This window comes from Demequina soli (assembly GCF_000971195.1).
In the GTDB taxonomy this organism is placed as follows: Bacteria; Actinomycetota; Actinomycetes; order Actinomycetales; family Demequinaceae; genus Demequina; species Demequina soli.
Genome location: NZ_BBLZ01000001.1, coordinates 676,900 through 691,746, shown reverse-complemented (window position 1 = coordinate 691,746; position 14,847 = coordinate 676,900). Strand labels below are relative to the sequence as shown.

The following is a 14,847-nucleotide window of genomic DNA, read 5'->3' as shown; positions in this document are numbered from 1 at the left end:
TCGCGTCGACCGGGCTAGGGTCGGTCACTGGCGTGGCCTGTGTGACAGATGTGACAAAGGTGGTGGAAGTGACGGCAGCGATGAGACGGGTGCTCGCGCTCGCGGCGATGTTCGCTCTGGCGGGCTCGATCGTGGTCGCGGGACCGACGCATCGTGCCCAGGCCGAGGACTACCCGGGCCAGGCCGAGATCGATGCCGCGAAGCAGGCCGCCAACGACCTCGCCGCCGGCATCGACGACCTCGACAGCGCGATCGCGTCCCTCGCCGACGCGCGCGACCAGGCCACCGCCAACGCGCTCAGCGCGGGCGAGGACTACGTCCAGGCCAAGGACGCCTCCGACAGCGCGCAGGACACCCTCAAGGCCGCCAACAAGCGTGCCGACGCGGCCGAGAAGGAGCTCGCCAAGGCGCGCGAGGCGCTCGCCGGGGTCGCGCAGGCCGCGTATCGCGACGGCGGGTCGATGACCCAGCTGGGCGCCGTCGTGGGTGCCGAGACCGTCGACCAGGTCATCACCCGCTCCGAGGCCTTCGACCGCGGCTCCGACCAGGCCGACATCTACGTGCAGCGCGTCAAGGCGGCCGAGCTGGTCGCGTCGACCATGCGCCAGTACGCCGACGATGCGGCGACCACCGCGCAGAAGGCCGCGGACGATGCGCAGGCCAAGTACGTCGAGGCGCGGGACGCCCAGGCGCACGCCGAGCAGGCCGTGGCGGTCGCCAACGAGACGCGCGCCGAGGCCGTCACCCGCCTGGCCGCGATGCGCGGCGTGACCGTCGCGCTCGAGGAGCAGCGTCAGGCCGGCCTCGAGGCCGACCGCCAGGCGGCGGCCCAGGCGGAGGCGGAGCGCAGGCAGCGCGAGGCGGAGGCCGCGGCGCAGGCCACGGCGGACCCGACCCCCACGCGCCCGCAGCCCACCGCGACGGCGACGTCGACGCCCCGGCCGACCGGCACATCGTCCCCCAAGCCCTCCGAGACCTCGACGCCGAAGCCGTCCGCGACGGCGACCTCGACCCCGCGGCCCACGCCCTCCAAGACGGCGGACCCGGTCACCACCCCGGACCCGGTGGAGACGCCGGCGCCGGTGGAGACCTCCACCCCGAAGCCGACGCCGACCCCCACCACGCCGCCGGTGTCGACCTCGTGGCGCTCGACGGCCGCGCAGGGCCGGACCGCCGCGGCGCACTCGCTCACGCTCGTGGGCAGGGAGTACCTGCTGGGCGGCTCGGGCCCCAAGTACGACTGCTCGGGCGTGACGTCCGAGTCGTGGTCCTCGGCGGGCCTGTGGATCACGCGCTCGTCGCGGTCGCAGTACGCGGCGGTGTCGCACGTGCCGTACTCGCAGATCCGCGAGGGCGACCTGGTGTTCTACGCGACCAACCCGTCGGACCCGTCGACCATCTATCACGTGGCCATCTACGTGGGCAACGGCATGGTCATGGAGGCGGTCAACTACTCGAAGCCGGCCGGCGTGCGCCCGCTCTACGCGTGGATGACGTCGAACATGATGCCGTACATCGGCCGGCCCTGACCCTGCCCCCGCCTCCCGCCTCCCGCCTCCCGCCTGACCTTTTCCCACACAAGATCTGCCATTGGCAGCCTCTTGGTCGAGGTTTACCGCGCGAGTTGCATCCAGAACGGCGTCGGAGTCGGTGCGGTGTGTGGGAAGAGGTCACGGGTCGGTCGTGTCGGTGGTGGGAATGTGCGGCAGCAGCCGGCGGACCTGGGCGACCACGCCAGCGAGCCCGAACATCACGTCCTTGTAGGTGAAGTGCACGGGTATGAAGCCAGCATCGAGGCACGCGTTGTTGCGGCGGATGTCCTCGGCCCACGCGGTGGGATTGTTGTGGTGCTCCTCGCCGTCCGTCTCCACCGCGAGAATCCCCTCGACCACGAGGTCGACGTGGCCGACGCCGCGCACGTCCACCTGCGAGCTCACCCGGAAGCCCGCGTCGGCGAGGGTCACGCGGGTGATGGTCTCGATCAGGGACTGCGCCTTGGGATCGCATCGCGCGACCAGCCACGCCACCTGATCCGGAGGGGTGTGGCTGAACGCTGCGATCCGCTCACGCGTGATCAGGCCACGGCGCAGCGCCTGGTCGATGGCCACGATCTGCTGCAGGCGTCCGTGGCAGACGCCGAGGAGGTCGAGCGCGATCGCGATCTGCTCGCGCCCCTGGGGCGCCTTGTGGTCGTGCCGATGGATGACCACGCCGTCGCGCGGGCGGGTGTCATCGTGGCGCCGGGCGCGATCGCGCGGCACCCAGAGGTGGACGCTGGCGTCCGCCTTGATGATCGGCAGCCCCAGCGTCTCGCACATGCTGTGGCACGACACGCGTGCCTGATAGGCCGAGCGAAGGATCTGCGCACGCGGGGCGTCCGGCAGCGCGTAGACCCCGTAGAGCGCGCGGACCACGCGGCCGTCGGCCACGGCACGGGCGAGCACGCCGCGGGTGACGCCCTTCTTCAGGAGGGTCTTGCGCCGAGCGGCGCCGCGATACGTGCGAAGAACGATGGTCGGATCCATGGCGCCAGGGTGCGCGCGGCGCGGATGCTGGCGCCGGCGTCACGCCTGAGCTGGGGACGGATCAGACGGACGTGAGGGGCCGGGGACATCGGCGTCGAACCCATGAGCGCCCGTGGCGCGCCGAGGTGACCCCTACCTCTTCCCACACACGTGGGCCCTGCATCGTCCCCAGCGATGCAACTCGCGCGGCAAACCTCGACCAGAGCGCCCCGAGGTGCCGATCTTGTGTGGGAAGAGGTCGGGGGGCGGCGCGGGGGCGAGGGTCAGCGGGGTCAGTGCCCGGTGGGCGGCAGCAGCGGGTTGAGGTTCGCGAAGGGCGTGCCCTTGGCGCGCTCGAAGGAGGCGCGGATCTCCTCCTCGGCCTCCTCGCGCGAGACCCACTTGGCGCCCTCGACCGACTTGCCCGGCTCGAGGTCCTTGTAGACCTCGAAGAAGTGCTGGACCTCGAGCCGGTGGAAGTCGGACACGTCCGTGAGCTCCTGGCGCCAGGTCTGGCGCTGGTCGCCGACCGGCACGCACAGGACCTTGTCGTCGCCGCCGGCCTCGTCGCGCATGCGGAACATGCCGAGCGCGCGGCAGCGGATCTGGCAGCCGGGGAACGTGGGCTCCTCGAGCAGCACCAGCGCGTCCAGCGGGTCGCCGTCCTCACCGAGCGTGCCGTCGATGAAGCCATAATCATCGGGGTAGCGCGTCGAGGTGAAGAGCATCCGGTCAAGAACGATGCGACCGGTGTGGTGGTCCACCTCGTACTTGTTGCGCGAGCCCTTGGGGATCTCGATGGTGACGTCGAATTCCATGCCTGGCGTCCTTACGGGTTAGGTCAGAGGTCCTGGTGAGGAACGGTACTAGTGTGGCGCATGTTCGGAGGTCCTGGGTGCGGAGATTGATCGTCGGCGTGAGCGTCGGCGCCCTCGTGGTGGCTGGCGGCTACCTGTACGCGGACGCGCAGGACTGGGTGCCCGGCTGGTTCACGGTCCAGCCCGCCGAGGTGCCGCAGGCGCCCTTCATCACGCAGGAGCCCGTCGCCGTCGCCTCGCCGAGCCCCGAGACCGCCGTCACCGACGTCGACCCCGACGCCCCCAAGCCGTCCGCCGCCGAGGTCCAGCGGCTCGCCCAGAAGGTCCGGAAGGACGACCGCACCGGCACCTCCACCAACGTCTCCGTGGTCGACTACCTCGACGGCACCGTCTACGCCGACGTCGACGCCGCCGACCCCCAGACCCCCGCCTCCACCACCAAGCTGCTCACGGCGATCGCCGCGGTCTCCGAGCTCGGCGGCGACTTCACCACCACCACGACCGTGATGTGGGTGCCCAAGACCCGCACGCTCACGCTCGTCGCGGGCGGCGACGTCCTGCTCGCCGCCGGCGAGGGGCACCACGGCGACGTCCAGTCCGAGGAGGACGCCGCGGTCGGGTGGGCAGGGATCGGCGACCTCGCCGCCGAGGTCGCCGACGCGCTCGCGGACGATGCGCGTCCCGTCAAGGTGCAGATCGACGACTCCGCCTACCCCGGCCCCGCGTGGCCCAAGGAGTGGCCCGACTACGCGTTCGCCAACGGCTACGCCGGCAAGGTCACCGGCCTCGCGATCAACGCCGGCCGCCTCACCGACGACAACTACGCCGCCCGCTCCGACGACCCCTCGCTCGACGCCGGCAAGGCGCTCGCCACCCAGCTCGAGAAGCGCGGGGTGAGCGTGACGGGAGAGGTGACGCGCGCATCGTCCCCGGTAGCGGACGATGCGCGGGCCCGGGAGGTCGCCTCGGTCGAGTCCGCGCCGCTCGCCTCGGTGGTGCGGCACCTGCTGTCCGTGTCCGACAACACGGTCGCCGAGCAGGTCGCGCGCGACCTCGCCCGCGAGACCGGACGCCAGGTCACCCCCAAGGGGGAGGCGAACGCCATCAAGGCCGCGCTGGACGCGATGGGCGTCGACACGACCGGCCTGGTGCTGCACGACGGCGCCGGCTACTCCGACAAGAACCTCATCTCGCCCGCGACGTTCACGAGCGCGCTGCTCGCCGCGAAGGACGTGCCGGCGCTCGACGGGCTGCTCGACTGGCTGCCGCTGGCGGGGCTCGAGGGCACCGTCGAGACCCGCTACGACGGGCTGCCGTCCGCCGGCTACTGGCGCGCCAAGACGGGCTCGCTCACCGGCGTGACCGCCATCGTGGGGGTCGAGATGACCGCTGATGGGCGCCCCCTCGCGATCGCGCTGCTCGCCGACGGCATGGGCTACGGCCAGGTGGGGCCGATGGGCGCGTTCGACGACTTCCTGGGCGCGCTGGCAGAATGCGGATGTGCAGGGTGAGGGTGTTTCCGTGACGGGACCCCATCCCTCCGTAGCCGCGTGCAGGGTCGCGGTGCGCGACGCCCTCGGGGACCTCGAGCTCGGGACGCGCGTGTGGGTCGCCGTCTCGGGCGGCCCCGACTCGCTCGCGCTGGCCGCCGCGGTCGCGTTCGTGGCCCGCAAGCAGGGGCTGTTCGCCGGGGCGATCATCGTGGACCACGGGCTGCAGGCCGACTCCGCCGTCGTGGCCGAGCGCGCCGCCGCGCAGGTGCGCCGCGCCGGCATTCACACCGTGCACATCGAGCGCGTGGTCGTGGGCCGCGCGGGCGGCATGGAGGCCGCCGCGCGCGAGGCGCGGTACGCGGCCCTCGAGGCGCGCATCGACGCCGAGGGCGGACTGTCGCCGTTGCTGCTCACCGGCCACACCATGGACGACCAGGCCGAGACCGTGCTGCTCGCGCTCGCGCGCGGCTCCGGCGCCCGGGCGCTGTCGGGGATCCCCGCGCGCCGGGGCCGCATCGTCCGCCCCTTCCTCAACGTGCGCCGCAAGGACACGTTGGCGGCGTGCCAGGCGCTCGAGCTCGACCCGTGGCACGACCCCTCCAACTTCTCCGAGGACGGGCCGCGGCGCTCCGCACTGCGCACGCGCGTGATGCCGTCGCTGGTCGAGGTGCTGGGGCCCGGGGTGGTGTCGGGGCTCGCGCGGTCGGCGGCGCTGCTGCAGGCCGATGCGGACGAGCTGGACCGGCAGGCGCGCTCCGCGATGGGCACGTCCGTGTCGACGGTGCGCTCCGACGAGTGGCGCTGCGACATGCTCGCCGCGCTGCCGGACGCGATCCGCACGCGCATGCTCAAGATGCTCGCGGAGAACCGGGGCGCCGGCCCCCTCACCGCGACCCACGTGGCGGCGCTCGACGGGCTGGTCACCGCGTGGAAGGGCCAGGGCGCGATCTCGCTCCCGGGCGGCTACGAGGCCCGGCGCGAATATGGCAGGCTGGTCATCAGCCACCCCGACCAGGAGGACAGACGAGCGTGAGCTTCCAGCACGACATGAGCGACTACTCGGAGGTGCTCGTCTCCGAGGCGGACATCGCCGCCAAGCTCGACGAGATGGCCGCCGCCATCCGGGCCGACTACGAGGGCAAAGACCTGCTCCTCGTGGGCGTCCTCAAGGGCGCCGTCATGGTGATGGCGGACCTCGCGCGCCGCATGCCGCCGCACGTGCAGATGGACTGGATGGCTGTCTCGTCCTATGGCTCGGGGACCAAGAGCTCCGGCGTGGTGCGCATCCTCAAGGACCTCGACGCGGACCTCACGGGCCGCCACGTGCTGATCGTCGAGGACATCATCGACACCGGCGTCACGCTGTCGTGGCTGCTGGGCAACCTGCGCTCGCGCGGCGCGGCCTCGGTGGAGATCGCGGCGCTGCTGCGCAAGCCGGAGGCCGCGGTGACGCAGGTGCCGGTCAAGTACATCGGCTTCGACATCCCCAATCAGTTCGTGGTGGGCTACGGCCTGGACTTCGCGGAGAACTACCGCACGCTGCCCTTCGTGGCGGTGCTCAAGCCCGAGGTGTACGGGGACAAGTAGGGGCGGCGCGCGCTCGCTCGCGCTCGCGCTCGCATATTCGCTCAGCACGGTTCTCAATCCGCCACGCCGCGGAATTGCCGGATCTGATAGCGATTGTCGGCGTGTCCCGAGCGAAACCGTGCTGAGCGAACGGCGGGACCGCCGCGGGGCGCTGCGCTGACCTGCCGGGAACGGTGGCCCACAGGCCCCGCCGGCCCTCGCATCGTCCACAGATCCGCGCGCGCCACTTGGCCCTGGGACGCGCGGACACGACATTCGGCTCATGGACCCGATCCGCGAGCTGCAGTCGAGGAAGGGCGTGGCGCGCTTCCTGGATCTCGTCGAGGCACGCGTCCCGATGAGCCGCGTGCGCGAGGGCGTGGCCGCGGGCCGCATCGTCCGCCCGCACCGCGGGGTCTACGCGCTTCCTGATGCGGACCCGGTGGACGTCGCGGCCGTCTCCTTCCGCGCGGACCCGTGCTGCCTGTCGGTGCTCACGCGGGCGCAGCTTCCCGTGGTACCGAGGAACACGGTGCCGCACCTCCTCCTGCCGAACGACCGGAGCCTGGCGCGCCCCGGGCTTCGCACGCTGGACGATGCGGTGTTCCACCGGTGCGACCTGTACCCGTCCGCGCAGATGGGCCGGGTGCCGGTCGCCGTCGACCTCGCATCGCGCTGTCTCCAACGTCCCGGGCTGCTGGCCGCTGTCGATGCGGCGCTGCGCGCGGGCACCCTGACCAGGGATCAGATCCGCGGCTTCCGCGTCGCGCCCACGGCGGACCGCGAGTGGCTCGTCACGCATGCGGATGCCCGGAGCGAGTCGCCGATGGAGTCGCTCACGCGCGCGGCACTGATCGATGCGGGCATCGGCTTCGCGATCCAGGTGCCCATCGAGGGCGTGGGCCGGGTGGACTTCGTCGTCGAGCGACGGCTGGTGATCGAGTGCGACGGGTTCGCGTTCCACTCGGATCCGGAGAGCCACCGGCGCGACCTCGAGCGCGCCAACGCTCTCATGATGCGGGGCATTCCGCAGCTGCACTACGCATGGAACGACGTGTGGAAGCAGCCCGACGAGATCATCGCCGACGTGCGTGCGATGCTCTGGCGCATTGGCGCGGCCTGAGTCGCACGCCCGCTGGCTTGCGCGCCTGCGAGCTCGCCGCGAGATTCGCTCAGCACGGAACGCGATGCGACACGCCGTCGTTCATGCGGATATGACCCTGATCCCGCCGCGTGTCGCCTTTGAAACCGTGCTGAGCGAAGTGAGGGCCCAAGCCCTTAGCGAAACCTTTACATGGCGTCGGAGCCACCGCGTAGAGTCGACCACACGATGAAGAACGTCCTCAACCTCCGCCTCATCCTCTTCTATGTCGCGGCAGCGCTGCTCGTGGGCTGGTTCGTGTCCGGCCTGCTCTCGCCGCATGTGCAGAAGGTGGACACGTCCGTCGGCCTCGAGATGCTCCACGATGGCGTGGTCGAGCAGGCCAAGATCGTCGACGGCGACCAGAGCGTCGAGCTCACCCTGGTCGACCCGAGCAAGTTCCCCGACGGCACGCCCGAGGAGTGGAAGAACTACACGACCGTGCAGTTCTTCTACGTCGCCCCGCAGGGCGACCAGGTGGTCCAGGCGATCAACGACGCGAACCCTTCGGGCGGCTACAACTCCGAGGTCCCGCAGACCTCGGTGTGGGCCACGCTGGCGTTCACGTTCCTCCCGATCCTGCTGCTCGTGGGCCTGTTCTGGTTCCTCATGTCGAACATGCAGGGCGGCGGGGGCGGGCGCCTCATGAGCTTCGGCAAGTCGCGCGCCTCGATGGTGACGCCCGACACCCCGACCGTGAAGTTCGAGGACGTCGCGGGCGTGGACGAGGCCGTCGAGGAGCTCAAGGAGATCGAGGAGTTCCTCGAGAACCCCGCCAAGTTCCAGGCCGTGGGCGCGAAGATCCCCAAGGGCGTCCTGCTCTACGGCCCCCCGGGAACCGGCAAGACGCTGCTCGCGCGCGCCGTCGCGGGCGAGGCCGGCGTGCCGTTCTTCAGCATCTCCGGCTCGGACTTCGTCGAGATGTTCGTGGGTGTCGGCGCGAGCCGCGTCCGCGACCTGTTCGAGCAGGCCAAGAAGAACAGCCCCGCGATCATCTTCGTGGACGAGATCGACGCCGTCGGCCGCCACCGCGGCGCCGGGCTGGGCGGCGGTCACGACGAGCGTGAGCAGACGCTCAACCAGATGCTCGTCGAGATGGACGGCTTCGACGCCCACACCAACATCATCATGATCGCGGCGACCAACCGCCCCGACATCCTCGACCCCGCGCTGCTGCGCCCGGGCCGCTTCGACCGCCAGGTGGGCGTCGACGCGCCCGACCTCAAGGGCCGCGTCAAGGTGCTCGAGGTGCACGCCAAGGGCAAGCCGATCTCCCCGGAGGTCGACCTCGACGCCCTCGCGCGCCGCACCCCCGGCTTCACCGGCGCGGACCTCGCGAACGTCCTCAACGAGGCGGCGCTCCTCACGGCCCGCCGCGAGAAGCAGCTCATCGGCCCGTCCGAGATGGACGAGGCGATCGACCGCGTCATCGCCGGCCCGCAGAAGCGCACCCGCGTGATGAACGACCACGACAAGCGCGTCACCGCGTACCACGAGGGCGGACACGCCCTGGTAGCAGCGGCGATGCGCCACACGGACCCCGTCACCAAGGTGACGATCCTGCCGCGCGGACGCGCCCTCGGCTACACGATGGTGATGCCGCAGGAGGACCGCTACTCCAAGACCCGCAACCAGCTGCTCGACAACCTCGCGTACGCCATGGGCGGCCGCATCGCCGAGGAGCTGATCTTCGGCGACCCGTCCACGGGCGCGTCGAACGACATCTCGCAGGCCACCGAGATCGCCAAGCAGATGGTCACCGAGTACGGCATGTCCACCAAGATCGGCTCCGTGCGCCTGTCCGGCAGCTCCGGCGAGGTCTTCCTCGGCCGCGACATGGGACACGGCCGCGAGTTCTCCGAGTCGGTCGCCTCCACCGTCGACCAGGAGGTCCGCACGCTGCTCGACAACGCCATGGCCGAGGCGACGCTCGCGCTCACGCAGAACCGCGGCATCCTCGACCGCCTCGCGGAGGAGCTCCTCGAGAAGGAGACCCTCAACGAGGTCGAGCTCGCCGCGATCTTCGCCGAGGTCGAGCAGATCCCCAACCGCGACGAGTGGATCTCCGGCGCATGGATCGCGCAGGCCCCCGCGGAGGCCAAGGGCGACGCCATCGAGCTTCCCGCCTCGGAGCTTCCCGCCTCCGAGCAGGTGGACGATGCGCCGGTCGCCTCGGGCGACCAGCCGGACGAGGACGCGGTCCCCGCGCCCGACCTGCTCGAGCCGAAGGACCAGTGACGGTGGGCGTCGACCAGCCGCGCATCGAGGCCGCGGTCAGGGAGATCCTGGCCGCGATCGGGGAGGACCCGGAGCGCGACGGCCTCAAGGACACCCCGGGCCGCGTCGCGCGCGCCTACGAGGAGTTCTTCGGCGGCCTGCACCAGGATCCCGCCGACGTCCTCAGCGCCGTGTTCGAGCTGGGCCACGAGGAGATGATCCTGGTCAAGGACATCGAGCTGTACTCGATGTGCGAGCACCACCTGGTCCCGTTCCACGGCGTCGCGCACGTCGCGTACATCCCGGGCGCGGACGGCCGCATCACGGGCCTGTCCAAGCTCGCCCGCCTCGTCGACGTGTTCGCGAAGCGCCCGCAGGTGCAGGAGCGTCTCACCACGCAGGTGGCGGACGCGCTCGTGGACGAGCTGGGCGCGCGCGGCGTCATCGTCGTGGTCGAGGCCGAGCACCTGTGCATGTCGATGCGCGGCGTCCGCAAGCCCGGCTCGCGCACCGTGACGTCCGCCGTCCGCGGGATCATGCGCGACGGCGCCACGCGTGCCGAGGCGATGAGCCTCATCGTCGGCAAGTAGGAGGTTTCCAGGCATGACGCTCGTCATGGGGATCCTCAACGTCACGCCCGACAGCTTCAGCGACGGCGGCCTCTACGCGGAGGTGGACGCCGCCATCGCGCGCGGCGTCCAGCTGGCGCACGACGGCGCGGACCTGGTCGACGTCGGCGGCGAGTCCACCCGGCCCGGCGCCGAGCGCGTGCCGGTCGAGGAGGAGATCCGACGCGTCGTGCCCGTGATCCGCGCGCTCACGCAGGCCGGCGTCGCGACGAGCATCGACACCATGAACGCCGCGACCGCGCGCGCCGCCGTCGAGGCGGGGGCGTCGATCGTCAACGACGTGTCGGGCGGGCTCGCGGACGATGCGATGGCCGGGGTGGTCGCCGACCTCGCCTGCGACTACATCGCCATGCACTGGCGGGCCCACTCGACGGAGATGGACGGGCGCGACACCTACGAGGACGTCGTGGCGGAGGTGGGCCGGGAGCTCGACGCACGCGTCGACGCCCTGGTGGCCGCCGGCGTGGGGGAGGACCGCATCGTCCTGGATCCCGGCCTGGGCTTCTCCAAGGTGACCGATACCAACTGGCCGCTGCTCGCCAACCTCGACGCATGGTCGCGGGGCCGGCGCGTGCTGGTCGGCGCGAGCCGCAAGCGGTTCCTCGGCGCGGCGATCGCCCGGCCCGGCGTCGACGCCGCCGACCCGGGCGTCCGCGAGGCGGCCACGACGGCCGTCACCGCCCTGTCCGCCCAGGCAGGTGCCTGGGGTGTCAGGGTCCACGACGCACGCGCGGCCGTCGACGCGGTCCGCGTCGTGTCGGCTTGGGAGAACGCCGCCCGACCGGAAGGATGGCAGGCATGACGACGCCCACGATCAGCCCGTACGTCAAGGACGGGATCGAGCTCGACCAGATCATCGTCCAGGGGATCCGGATGACCGGGTACCACGGTGTGTACGAACCCGAGAAGCAGACCGGCCAGCTGTTCCTCGCGGACGTGGTCGCGCACGTGTCGACCCGCGGCGCCGCCTCGAAGGACGACCTCGCGCGCACCGTCAACTACTCCGACATCGCCGATGCCGCCGCCGACGTCCTCGGCGGCGACCCGTCCGACCTGCTCGAGACCGTCGCCGAGCACATCGCGCGCGCGATCCTCGAGATGGACGGCGTGCACTGCGTCGACGTCGTGGTGCACAAGCCGCAGGCGCCGCTGCACGTCGAGTTCCGCGACGTGATGGTGAAGATCCGCCGCGACCTCAAGTCGGGCGGGCTGTGGGCGGACAAGCGCATCGGCTCGTCGGCGGGCCTGCCGGGCGACCCGTTCGCGCCGCGCGTCCAGTCCGACGACCCGGCCGACAACCCGCCGCTGCAGCCCGTGGTCGCGTACATCGCGCTGGGCGGCAACATCGGCGACGTGGACCGCACCTTCCGCGAGGCGCTGTGGGAGCTGCACAAGATCCCCGGGATCCTGGTGCAGCGCGTGTCCTCCCTGTTCCGCACCCGTCCCGTCGGCGGGCCCGAGCAGGACGACTTCCTCAACGCGGTCATCGAGATCCAGACCTCGCTCGCGCCGCGCGAGCTGCTGGCCGCGTGCCAGGGCGTCGAGGTGCTGCACGGCCGTGAGCGTCTCGAGGCCAACGGCCCGCGCACGCTCGACGTCGACATCCTCGCGTACGGCTTCTCGACCATCGCCGCCGACGACCTGGTGATCCCGCACCCGCGTGCCGCGGAGCGCGCGTTCGTGCTCCAGCCCTGGGCGACCGTGGCGCCGGACTACTCGATCCCCGGCGCCGGCCGCGTGGCCGATGTCGCGGCGGCCGTGGGCGCCGAGGGCGTCGAGCTGCTCGAGGCCAACTGGCCGCGCCAGCAGGCGGCCCCGGCGCCCGACGCCGCCGAGGCGCCGGGCGCCCAGGAGTGACGATGCGCTCCGCGTCTTCCGTGCCATGTCGCCGCTGAGCTGGACGCGGCTGACCGCGCTCGCCGCGGTCATGGGCGTGGTCGCGTGGGCGATCGCGCGGATGGCGGTGGGGTCGGGCTCGTCGCCGATGTCGGTGCCGTGGACGGTGCTGCTGGTGGCGGGCGCGGGCGCGGTCGCCGCGCTGTGGCTCGGCTGGACGGTGCGCCGCTATCGCCGCGGCAAGAACCCCGGGCTGTCAGGCATGCGCGCCGCCCGCACGGCGGTGTTCGCGCAGGCGTGCGCGTACACGGGGGCCATCATCACGGGAGCGTTCGCCGGCTACGGCCTCGCGATCGCGGACGAGTGGTCGCACGGTCCGCGCCGCGACGTCGCGATCTCGGCGTTCGTCGCGGCGGCCGGCGGACTGGTGCTCGTGATCGCGGGCCTGGTCGCCGAGCACTGGTGCAAGGACGGCGGCGACGACGACTCGGGCTCCCGGCCCGCCGCGCCCTGACCCGCCCCGCCATCCGCCCCGTCCCACCGCTGGCAGACTGGGAACCATGAGCTGGTACGACAACGCGGCCGCGCCCTGGATCCCCGTCTCTCGCCGCCTGATCACGGCGCGCCTCACGCGGCTCTGGGTGGTCACGGGGCTCCTCATCGTGGGCGGCGTCGTCGGAGCCGCCGTCACCGGCGAGGCCTGGGTCCTCACGGTCCCGCTCGCTCTCGCCGCGATCGGCGGGTGGCTGACCTGGATCATCGTCCGGCAGGTGACCGCGCACGCGTGGGCCGAGGGCGACGAGGACCTGCTCGTGCGCCGCGGCCGCATGTTCCGCTCCGTGACGGTGGTGCCCTACGGCCGCATGCAGTTCGTCGACGTGAAGGCGGGGCCGCTCGACCGCATGCTCGGCCTCGCGACCGTCCAGCTCCACACCGCGAGCCCCGGCACCGACGCCTCCATCGCCGGCGTCCCCGCGGACGAGGCCGCGCGCCTGCGCGACCGCCTCACCACGCGCGGCGAGGCCCGCCTCGCCGGCCTGTGACCGGCCCCGGAACCCGCGCATGAACGACCACATCTACCAGGCCCCTCGCGAGTGGACCCGCCTCCACCCGGTGTCGCCGCTGCTCGGCGGCTGGGCGTTCTTCGGCATCCTGCTCGCCTACTGGATCCACAACCAGCTGCCCGCGTGGGTCGACGGCGGCGACGAGCAGTGGGCCTTCTTCGACCAGTTCCCCCTGCTGTGGCTCATCGGCGCCGCGGCCCTCGCGTTCGCGATCACCATCGGCATCTCGGTGTGGCAGTGGCGCCGCACCGAGTACCGGATCGGCGACGACGCCGTCTACCTCCGCCAGGGCATCGTCACCCGCCAGCAGCGGCAGGCCCGCCTGGACCGCCTCCAGGCCGTCGACGTGGTCCAGCCGCTGCTCGCCCGCGTCTTCGGCTTCGCCGCCATCACCGTCCAGGTCGCGGGCGGCGACAAGGCCGGCGTCGCGCTCAAGTTCCTCCGCCTCGGCGACGCCGAGGCGCTGCGCAACGAGATCCTCGCGCTCGCGGCCGGCATCACGGCCGGGGACGATGCGCCGGTGACCGCGGGCGCCGAGCCCGCCCCCGCATCGTCCACCGGCCTGCGCGACCACCTCGCCGAGCGCACCCAGGCGCTGCGCGACCCCGAGGCGCTGCTCGCCGGCCGCGAGCGGGTGCGTACCGCGGTCGCCGCCGCGGAGGAGCGCGAGGTCTACCGCGTGCCGGTGGGCCGCCTGATCGGGTCGATCGTGCTGAGCGGGCCCGCGCTCACGCTCGCGTCCGTGCCGGTGATCGCGGTCGGCGTGGCGCTGGTCGCGCACGTCGACGTGCTGGGGGTGCTGCTCGCGGTGGTCGGCACCAGCCTGGTCGCGATCGTGACGGCGCTCGCCGCGCTGCTGGGATTCTTCTGGAGCCGCCTCAACGGCGGGTTCGGGTTCACGGCGGGCATCTCCGCGGACGGGCTGCGCCTGCGCCACGGCCTCACCGAGACCCGCCGCCAGACCGTGCCGCCGGGCCGCGTCCAGGCGATCCGGCTGCATCAGCCCTGGCTGTGGCGCCGTCGCGGGTGGTGGCGGATCACCATCAACGTCGCCGGCTACGGCGTCGACGACCAGTCCACGGACACCGTCCTCCACCCCGTCGCGACCCGCGAGGAGGCGCTGCGCGCGGTGTGGCTGGTGCTGCCCGACCTGGGCGACCCGGACCCCGCGGGCACGCTCGGCCGCGCGATGCACGGCGCGGGCGACGAGGGCGGCTTCCTCGCGAGCCCCGAGTCCGCGCGCCGCGTCGACCCGTTCCAGTGGCGCTTCCGCGGCGTGCGCGCGACCGAGCGCGCGCTGCTCATCCGGCGGGGCCGGTGGGAGAAGGAGCTGTTCGTGGTGCCGCACGAGCGCACCCAGTCGCTCGCGCTCAGCCAGGGCCCGCTGCGGCGCGCACTCGGGCTCGCGAACGTCGAGGTCCACTCGACGGCCGGCACCGTCCGGCCCGTCGCGGCGCACCTCGCGGTGGACGATGCGATCGCCCTGCTCGACGCCCAGGCCGCCCGGGCGCGCGAGGGCAGGCGCCGGCAGTCGCCGGAGCAGTGGATGCGGGCCGTCGGGCTCGAGACGGGAGCCTGA

The 14,847-nt window shown here is 72.3% G+C and carries 14 protein-coding genes; 12 read left to right on the top strand and 2 right to left on the bottom strand.

Going from position 1 to position 14,847, the window contains the following annotated elements; all coding sequences use genetic code 11:
* Positions 1 to 68: 68 nt before the first annotated feature.
* Positions 69 to 1,529: a C40 family peptidase gene (locus AOM04_RS03285; RefSeq protein WP_156160579.1), complete on the top strand. Its 1,461-nt coding sequence runs from the start codon at positions 69 to 71 to the stop codon at positions 1,527 to 1,529.
* 141 nt (positions 1,530 to 1,670) lie between these two features.
* Here the strand turns inward: AOM04_RS03285 and AOM04_RS03280 are convergent, their stop codons facing one another.
* Entirely contained in the window at positions 1,671 to 2,525 is an 855-nt protein-coding gene (locus AOM04_RS03280; RefSeq protein WP_062462145.1) for an endonuclease domain-containing protein, read from the bottom strand.
* 272 nt (positions 2,526 to 2,797) lie between these two features.
* Complete coding sequence (locus tag AOM04_RS03275) at positions 2,798 to 3,322, bottom strand: inorganic diphosphatase (protein ID WP_062462142.1); 525 nt, start codon at positions 3,320 to 3,322, stop codon at positions 2,798 to 2,800.
* 98 nt (positions 3,323 to 3,420) lie between these two features.
* Here AOM04_RS03275 and dacB point away from each other — a divergent pair, with 98 nt between their 5' ends.
* The 11 genes from dacB (at position 3,421) to AOM04_RS03220 (ending at position 14,847) form a co-directional block, all read left to right on the top strand.
* Complete coding sequence (gene dacB / locus AOM04_RS03270; RefSeq protein WP_156160578.1) at positions 3,421 to 4,833, top strand: D-alanyl-D-alanine carboxypeptidase/D-alanyl-D-alanine endopeptidase; 1,413 nt, start codon at positions 3,421 to 3,423, stop codon at positions 4,831 to 4,833.
* 10 nt (positions 4,834 to 4,843) lie between these two features.
* Positions 4,844 to 5,848: a tRNA lysidine(34) synthetase TilS gene (gene tilS, locus AOM04_RS03265; RefSeq protein ID WP_062462136.1), complete on the top strand. Its 1,005-nt coding sequence runs from the start codon at positions 4,844 to 4,846 to the stop codon at positions 5,846 to 5,848.
* A gap of 14 nt (positions 5,849 to 5,862) precedes the next feature.
* Positions 5,863 to 6,402, top strand: coding sequence for a hypoxanthine phosphoribosyltransferase (hpt, locus tag AOM04_RS03260; protein ID WP_062462397.1), 540 nt, complete (start codon positions 5,863 to 5,865; stop codon positions 6,400 to 6,402).
* 262 nt (positions 6,403 to 6,664) lie between these two features.
* Positions 6,665 to 7,504 carry a type IV toxin-antitoxin system AbiEi family antitoxin domain-containing protein gene (locus AOM04_RS03255; RefSeq protein WP_062462133.1) on the top strand — a complete coding sequence of 280 codons (840 nt, stop codon included), beginning with the start codon at positions 6,665 to 6,667 and terminating at the stop codon, positions 7,502 to 7,504.
* A gap of 207 nt (positions 7,505 to 7,711) precedes the next feature.
* A complete protein-coding gene (ftsH, locus tag AOM04_RS03250; protein ID WP_062462130.1) occupies positions 7,712 to 9,760 on the top strand; it encodes an ATP-dependent zinc metalloprotease FtsH in 2,049 nt (682 codons plus the stop codon).
* Positions 9,761 to 9,762: 2 nt separating this feature from the next.
* Positions 9,763 to 10,329, top strand: a complete 567-nt coding sequence (folE, locus tag AOM04_RS03245; protein WP_187327580.1) for a GTP cyclohydrolase I FolE — start codon at positions 9,763 to 9,765, stop codon at positions 10,327 to 10,329.
* A gap of 13 nt (positions 10,330 to 10,342) precedes the next feature.
* Positions 10,343 to 11,170: a dihydropteroate synthase gene (gene folP, locus AOM04_RS03240; protein ID WP_062462124.1), complete on the top strand. Its 828-nt coding sequence runs from the start codon at positions 10,343 to 10,345 to the stop codon at positions 11,168 to 11,170.
* Positions 11,167 to 12,225, top strand: a complete 1,059-nt coding sequence (gene folK / locus AOM04_RS03235; RefSeq protein ID WP_062462121.1) for a 2-amino-4-hydroxy-6-hydroxymethyldihydropteridine diphosphokinase — start codon at positions 11,167 to 11,169, stop codon at positions 12,223 to 12,225. Before folP ends, folK begins: the two co-directional genes overlap by 4 nt.
* A gap of 25 nt (positions 12,226 to 12,250) precedes the next feature.
* Entirely contained in the window at positions 12,251 to 12,718 is a 468-nt protein-coding gene (locus tag AOM04_RS03230; protein WP_062462118.1) for a DUF3180 domain-containing protein, read from the top strand.
* Positions 12,719 to 12,764: 46 nt separating this feature from the next.
* Positions 12,765 to 13,247 (top strand): PH domain-containing protein, encoded by a 483-nt coding sequence (locus AOM04_RS03225; protein WP_062462115.1) that lies wholly within the window; start codon positions 12,765 to 12,767, stop codon positions 13,245 to 13,247.
* 19 nt (positions 13,248 to 13,266) lie between these two features.
* Positions 13,267 to 14,847 (top strand): PH domain-containing protein, encoded by a 1,581-nt coding sequence (locus AOM04_RS03220; RefSeq protein ID WP_062462112.1) that lies wholly within the window; start codon positions 13,267 to 13,269, stop codon positions 14,845 to 14,847.

Coding starts and splice junctions, on each gene's coding strand:
- AOM04_RS03280 (WP_062462145.1), bottom strand. CDS start 2,525: ATGGATCCGACCATCGTTCTTCGCACGTATCGCGGCGCCGCTCGGCGC.
- AOM04_RS03275 (WP_062462142.1), bottom strand. CDS start 3,322: ATGGAATTCGACGTCACCATCGAGATCCCCAAGGGCTCGCGCAACAAG.
- hpt (WP_062462397.1), top strand. CDS start 5,863: ATGAGCGACTACTCGGAGGTGCTCGTCTCCGAGGCGGACATCGCCGCC.
- AOM04_RS03255 (WP_062462133.1), top strand. CDS start 6,665: ATGGACCCGATCCGCGAGCTGCAGTCGAGGAAGGGCGTGGCGCGCTTC.
- ftsH (WP_062462130.1), top strand. CDS start 7,712: ATGAAGAACGTCCTCAACCTCCGCCTCATCCTCTTCTATGTCGCGGCA.
- folP (WP_062462124.1), top strand. CDS start 10,343: ATGACGCTCGTCATGGGGATCCTCAACGTCACGCCCGACAGCTTCAGC.
- folK (WP_062462121.1), top strand. CDS start 11,167: ATGACGACGCCCACGATCAGCCCGTACGTCAAGGACGGGATCGAGCTC.
- AOM04_RS03230 (WP_062462118.1), top strand. CDS start 12,251: ATGTCGCCGCTGAGCTGGACGCGGCTGACCGCGCTCGCCGCGGTCATG.
- AOM04_RS03225 (WP_062462115.1), top strand. CDS start 12,765: ATGAGCTGGTACGACAACGCGGCCGCGCCCTGGATCCCCGTCTCTCGC.
- AOM04_RS03220 (WP_062462112.1), top strand. CDS start 13,267: ATGAACGACCACATCTACCAGGCCCCTCGCGAGTGGACCCGCCTCCAC.